Origin of the sequence: Bacillus sp. GMa5/1 (assembly GCF_050172015.1) — a bacterium.
GTDB lineage: Bacteria > Bacillota > Bacilli > Bacillales > Bacillaceae_G > Bacillus_A > Bacillus_A cereus.
Genome location: NZ_JBNLYC010000235.1, coordinates 1 through 5,241, shown reverse-complemented (window position 1 = coordinate 5,241; position 5,241 = coordinate 1). Strand labels below are relative to the sequence as shown.

Here is a 5,241-nt window from a genome sequence, read left to right as displayed (position 1 = left end):
TGTAAGACTGGTCTTTCTATTTAGATACTAAATTATCAAGCTTCCAATATGTATCTGTTAACGGCGCTGCTTTGCTATCTATGTATAAATACATATTATTTAAATCTTTTGGTGAAGTTTTCAGTTCAAACACAACGTCAGTAGTTAAAGAGAATTCGTGTGGAACATTTTTATAGTGCTCGTCATCTATCGGATGAGCTTCACCTTCATATTTCTGACCAGTTTTTTCATCTTGTATGAAATATTTTATTTCCGAAAGATCAATAGTTTGTCCATCGTCCCGAACATTATTAATCATAACACGAGTAGTAAGGCGTCGCTCTTTGTCTATTTTTTCAAACTTTGCATTTTCAACTGTCGCTCTATAGTATTCGTTTTTAACTATTTCTCCATAGTGCATTGCATTCTTTTCGAGAGCGCTCTTTTCTTGTTTTGATGTAGTATTGCTATTACATCCTGTTAATATTCCAGTAAATAATAATGCTGTACATGTCGTTTTGATTAATGATTTCATAGTAATCCCTTTCTGTATTAAAAAGTAAAACATAGGAATAATTTTACATCAACAGGAAGGTAAATGAAAGTATTTTTGCGTAATATACAGATATACATTTATTCGGTTGGCAAATTAATGGGATAGAAAGCGGGAGAAGACTGTATAAAACGGAATAAATAAGAACTGAAAATATTGTAAAACAGAAGAGGCATACATATAATTAAAATAAAGTTTAAGTTTCTGAATCTTCAATAACGGTGGTGATAACATGTTTACTGAAGAACGTCGAGAGAGAATCTTAGAACTACTTAATACAGATGGAAGAGTAATCGCAAAGGAACTTGCGGAAAGATTTGAAATGTCTATTGATTCTATAAGAAGAGATTTGTCTATTATGGAAAAGGATGGTTTATTAAAAAGAACGCACGGAGGTGCAATTGAACTTACGCGAGTGAGGAACTTAGCTGCGGAACCAGCTAAACGTTATAGTGATAGCTCAATATATGAGAACACAATTGCAAAAGTTGCGACATCTTATATACAAGAAGATGATTCTATTTTTATTGGCGGGGCTCCCGTTCATAATGCGATGCTGAAATATTTACCGGAAGTATCATTTACGGTTATTACGAATTCTATAGAAATAGCTGGTCATCTAAGAGAATATAAGAACATCGATACATATTTAATTGGTGGAAAAGTAAAGCCTTCAGGAAATATTACTGATACATTTGCCTCTGAATTGATAAGTAGATTTTCTATTGATCTTTATTTCTCTACAGGTGGAGGCATTTCATTACAAGGTATTAGTACTGCAACACCTGAAGTTGCTTATTTTAGTAAAAGAGTAAGTGAAATTGCTAGAAGAAATATTTGTTTAGCTCCGCATAATAAACTTGGAATAGATTGTTTTATAAGAGGAGAGTCTCTAAAAGAAGTTGACCTTATTATAACTGACGAAGAGGCTAGTAAAGAAACTGTTCAGGAATTTGAGAAACAAGGTAAACAAGTTGTAATAGCGCCATTATATTGATTTGAAAGGAGTTTGACATGATTGTAAAAGAGCAAGAGTATCATATAAATGGATTAACTTATACAATTCGTTCTGCAGCTGAAAAAGATGCTGAGCAGTTATCGAAAATTAGAGTTCAGATTGATGGAGAAACTGAAAATATGGATAGAGATGCTGGAGAGGGATTTATAGATGACCTAGGGTTTCAAAAAATAATAAAAACAGATAGTGAAGAAACGAAGAATCTCTTTTTAGTTGTAGAAGTGCACAATCGAATTGTTGGATTTTCAAGATGTGAAGGATCAAATTTTAAGAGATTATCTCATAAAGTGGAGTTTGGCGTTTGTATTTTAAAAGAGTTTTGGGGATATAGAATGGGGAAGAGCCTATTACAACAATCTATTAAATGGGCTGACGAAAATGCAGTAAATAAAATATCTTTACAAGTATTAGAGACAAACGAGAAAGCTATTCATCTTTATAAAAAATTAGGTTTTGAAGTAGAAGGCATTTTGAAAAATGACAAAAGACTATCGGATGGAAAGTATTATAATACGGTAGTGATGGGAAGATTTACTAATACTTTTCATGAAAGAGGTGAAGAAGTATGTTTTACAGAAGGAAGTACTATGTAGTGAAAAATGAATTCATAGAAGTATTTAATGATCATTTCAATCACACGAACTTACCTAATCAATTAAAGCATGGTTCTAGGCTAATAGGACGCTGGATGAAAGATAATAAGAATGGTACGTCTGAAGTATTTGCCATATGGGAATATGATAGTTATGAACAGTATAATGAAATAGAATCGAAAATTAGAAGTGACGAGAGGCATATTAAAGGAATACATGAATGGTATGAAAACCATGGAGGGAAAGAATATGTTTTACAGGAGTACATAGTAGAGATGAAAAATGAAGAGTTAGTATGTACTGTAAAGTAACAGAGGGGTGAGGGATAAGAGAAATTAAAACAAAATTATATTTTAGTTTAGCATCCACTATTTTATTTGCAATAGCCGTGATTGTTTTCTTTATAAATGGTAATCCACAAAAGTGGTTTTGGTTATGTATTTTCTTTGCGTCCATTATACAAAATATAGTGCTACTAAAAAAGAATAAAGAAGTGCATTAAGATATTCAAATTAGTAACATATTTGTGTCGTCTTGCTAGTTGTATTGAAAACGCTTTTATTCAGTTTTATAATAAAAGTATGTTTTATAAATCTCCAAAACAATTAAAAGGGAGATGATACAATGTTAGCTTCACCGTTTTACTTACATACATGGAAAAAGTTTGTTAATGAAGGTGTTCTTGATTCAAATCGCATAAATCAAAGAATTTCAGAATCGTGGCATCGATGTAAACAGGCTAATGTTAATCCTCACATGAATAAAGGTCAGAAAATTTTGTCTTCTAACATTTTTCAAGAACAAAAGAAAAAGAGTGAAATTTTCCTTGATATCGCATTACCTCAAATACAAAATATGAGAAAAACCATTGATGAACTACAAATGATGGCATTATTAATCGATCCAGATGGTTATGTTCTATCGTTAAGTGGAAATAAACAAACGTTAAAGCGAGCGAAACATATTAATTTTATTGAAGGTGTAAAATGGACGGAATCAGCTGTTGGCACAAATGCAATTGGAACAGCGCTAGAAATTGAAGAAGCTATTATGATAAGTGGTACTGAACATTACACCGTGGCATCTCATAGCTGGAGTTGTGCGGCTGCTCCCATTCATAATGATGATGGGAAATTAATTGGTGTTCTAGATTTCTCGTGTCCGATTGAATTTTCGCATCCATATATGCTCGGTATGGTAACTTCAATTGCACATGCGATAGAACGTGAATGTAGCATAAGAGTTCATCAAAATGAATTACACTTAATCCATCGTTTTTTAGATGTCATTGATAGTGATGAACAAGTAGTTATTTGTAATCATCGTGATGTTATCGTTTCTGCGAGTAAGAGCGTTCGTGAACGAATAAATAATTGGTCAAGAATGAAACTTGAAGAGTTAATGCACCATGGATTGGAAACTAAATTAGAGATACCAGTATATAGTAATGAAAGAATGATTGGGAAATGTATGTATTTAAAGGAAAATAAACAAATGAATACATATTCTGCTCTCACATTTATAAAAGGGATTACTTTTTCAGGAGTTACCGGGACAAGCAGAGCATTTCAACACACACTAGAAGAAATTAAGCTTGTTTCACCGACTGATGCTAGTGTGTATGTATGTGGTGAGACAGGAGTAGGAAAGGAATATGTCGCGAGAGCGATTCATGAAAATAGTCCAAGAAAAGACGGGCCCTTTATAGCTGTTAACTGCGGTTCTTTGCCTAAAGAATTAATGGAAAGTGAATTGTTCGGTTATGCTGAAGGTGCGTTTACAGGTGCGCGACGTCAAGGATATAAAGGGAAATTTGAACAAGCAAACGGAGGAACATTATTTTTAGATGAAATTGGTGAAGTACCACCAGAGATGCAAGTAGCATTATTGCGTGTTTTACAAGAACGCACAATAACTCCAATTGGGAGTTCAAAATTGGTACCAGTAAATATTCGTATTATTACTGCCACACATAAAGATTTACTACGGTTAGTAGAAGAAGGGAAATTCCGTCAAGATTTATATTATCGTTTGCACGTTTATCCGTTATATGTTCCATCGTTAATAGAAAGAAAAGAGGATATCCCATATTTTATACAACACTTTTGCGAACAGAAGAATTGGAATGTTGTATTTCCAAAGAGTATATACAATCAATTTTTACAACATACATGGCCCGGAAATATTCGGGAACTAGTAAATGTATTAGAACGCATTTACATTTTGTCGCAAGGACGGGAAATATGCGAAAAACAAGTAGATTTTTTGTTACAAACAATGAGGGGAAATCAACAACAACTTGAGTTACAAGTTGAAAATAAAACAGAACATACATTACATTTTCGCGAAAAAATACAGCGTGATAGCATGATTGAAGCATTACAAAAGACAAATGGAAATGTTTCGTTAGCTGCAAAACTATTAAATGTACCCCGTAGTACATTTTATAAACGAATGCAAAAATATAAGTTATAAAGTAGATTTTTGCAATCTACTTTTTCTTTGTGGGCTCATGTTCTGTCGGAATGTGCGCTTACCGGGGAAATAATAGAACAGTTAGAAATTAATTTCCGAAAGGGGGACTTATGTGAAGTATATTGAAATTGGCTTCGGAAATAGGTGGTTCGTTCGAACAGAAACTGAAAATAAAGATGGAACTGAATTTGAGGAACGAGGAATTATAAAACCTATTTATTTTGAGTCTTTATATGTACGAATTTGGTTTCGGAAAACGTGTTTTATTTTTGATACGAAAGAAGGGTTTAAAAAAACTAAGAAGAGGAGGATTGAATATAAATTTATAGTTGGAATTGTAAGTAGACTGAATAAAGAAAAAGTGGGCTAACATGCGTAGTTATATTGGACAGGAAATTCTTTTGACTTATATCAAATTCATGAAAAGCACATTTACTAAATATAAATTGTTAATAAAACCGCTAAGGAAACTTAGCGGTTTCTTTTTAAAAAGGGAGGGTTTGCGTATGAATAGGATCGTAACTGTTTTACTTGCAATTATTATAATGGGGTATTCCATTTATAGTTGGAATGATGCTTCGGAACAGAGTATGCTAATTTTACAAACGCTTATAGGGATTATG

At 32.8% G+C, this 5,241-nt stretch carries 6 protein-coding genes; 5 read left to right on the top strand and 1 reads right to left on the bottom strand.

Annotated features, from left to right (window positions below; translation table 11 throughout):
* Positions 1 to 16: 16 nt before the first annotated feature.
* Positions 17 to 514: a hypothetical protein gene (locus tag ACQGSG_RS26270; RefSeq protein WP_000838469.1), complete on the bottom strand. Its 498-nt coding sequence runs from the start codon at positions 512 to 514 to the stop codon at positions 17 to 19.
* A 250-nt stretch (positions 515 to 764) separates the two neighbouring features.
* On the opposite strand from ACQGSG_RS26270, the gene ACQGSG_RS26265 reads away from it, so the two are divergent.
* The 5 genes from ACQGSG_RS26265 (at position 765) to ACQGSG_RS26245 (ending at position 4,988) form a co-directional block, all read left to right on the top strand.
* Entirely contained in the window at positions 765 to 1,529 is a 765-nt protein-coding gene (locus ACQGSG_RS26265; RefSeq protein WP_000493660.1) for a DeoR/GlpR family DNA-binding transcription regulator, read from the top strand.
* A gap of 17 nt (positions 1,530 to 1,546) precedes the next feature.
* Positions 1,547 to 2,143: a GNAT family N-acetyltransferase gene (locus ACQGSG_RS26260; RefSeq protein WP_000635686.1), complete on the top strand. Its 597-nt coding sequence runs from the start codon at positions 1,547 to 1,549 to the stop codon at positions 2,141 to 2,143.
* Positions 2,116 to 2,454, top strand: a complete 339-nt coding sequence (locus tag ACQGSG_RS26255; protein ID WP_000499983.1) for an NIPSNAP family protein — start codon at positions 2,116 to 2,118, stop codon at positions 2,452 to 2,454. The genes ACQGSG_RS26260 and ACQGSG_RS26255 overlap by 28 nt, the downstream gene beginning before the upstream one ends.
* A 313-nt stretch (positions 2,455 to 2,767) precedes the next feature.
* Entirely contained in the window at positions 2,768 to 4,618 is a 1,851-nt protein-coding gene (locus ACQGSG_RS26250) for a sigma-54-dependent Fis family transcriptional regulator (protein WP_065703923.1), read from the top strand.
* Positions 4,619 to 4,730: 112 nt separating this feature from the next.
* A complete protein-coding gene (locus ACQGSG_RS26245) occupies positions 4,731 to 4,988 on the top strand; it encodes a DUF3977 family protein (RefSeq protein WP_065703926.1) in 258 nt (85 codons plus the stop codon).
* The last annotated feature ends 253 nt before the right edge of the window (positions 4,989 to 5,241 follow it).

Coding starts and splice junctions, on each gene's coding strand:
- ACQGSG_RS26265 (WP_000493660.1), top strand. CDS start 765: ATGTTTACTGAAGAACGTCGAGAGAGAATCTTAGAACTACTTAATACA.
- ACQGSG_RS26250 (WP_065703923.1), top strand. CDS start 2,768: ATGTTAGCTTCACCGTTTTACTTACATACATGGAAAAAGTTTGTTAAT.
- ACQGSG_RS26255 (WP_000499983.1), top strand. CDS start 2,116: ATGTTTTACAGAAGGAAGTACTATGTAGTGAAAAATGAATTCATAGAA.
- ACQGSG_RS26270 (WP_000838469.1), bottom strand. CDS start 514: ATGAAATCATTAATCAAAACGACATGTACAGCATTATTATTTACTGGA.
- ACQGSG_RS26260 (WP_000635686.1), top strand. CDS start 1,547: ATGATTGTAAAAGAGCAAGAGTATCATATAAATGGATTAACTTATACA.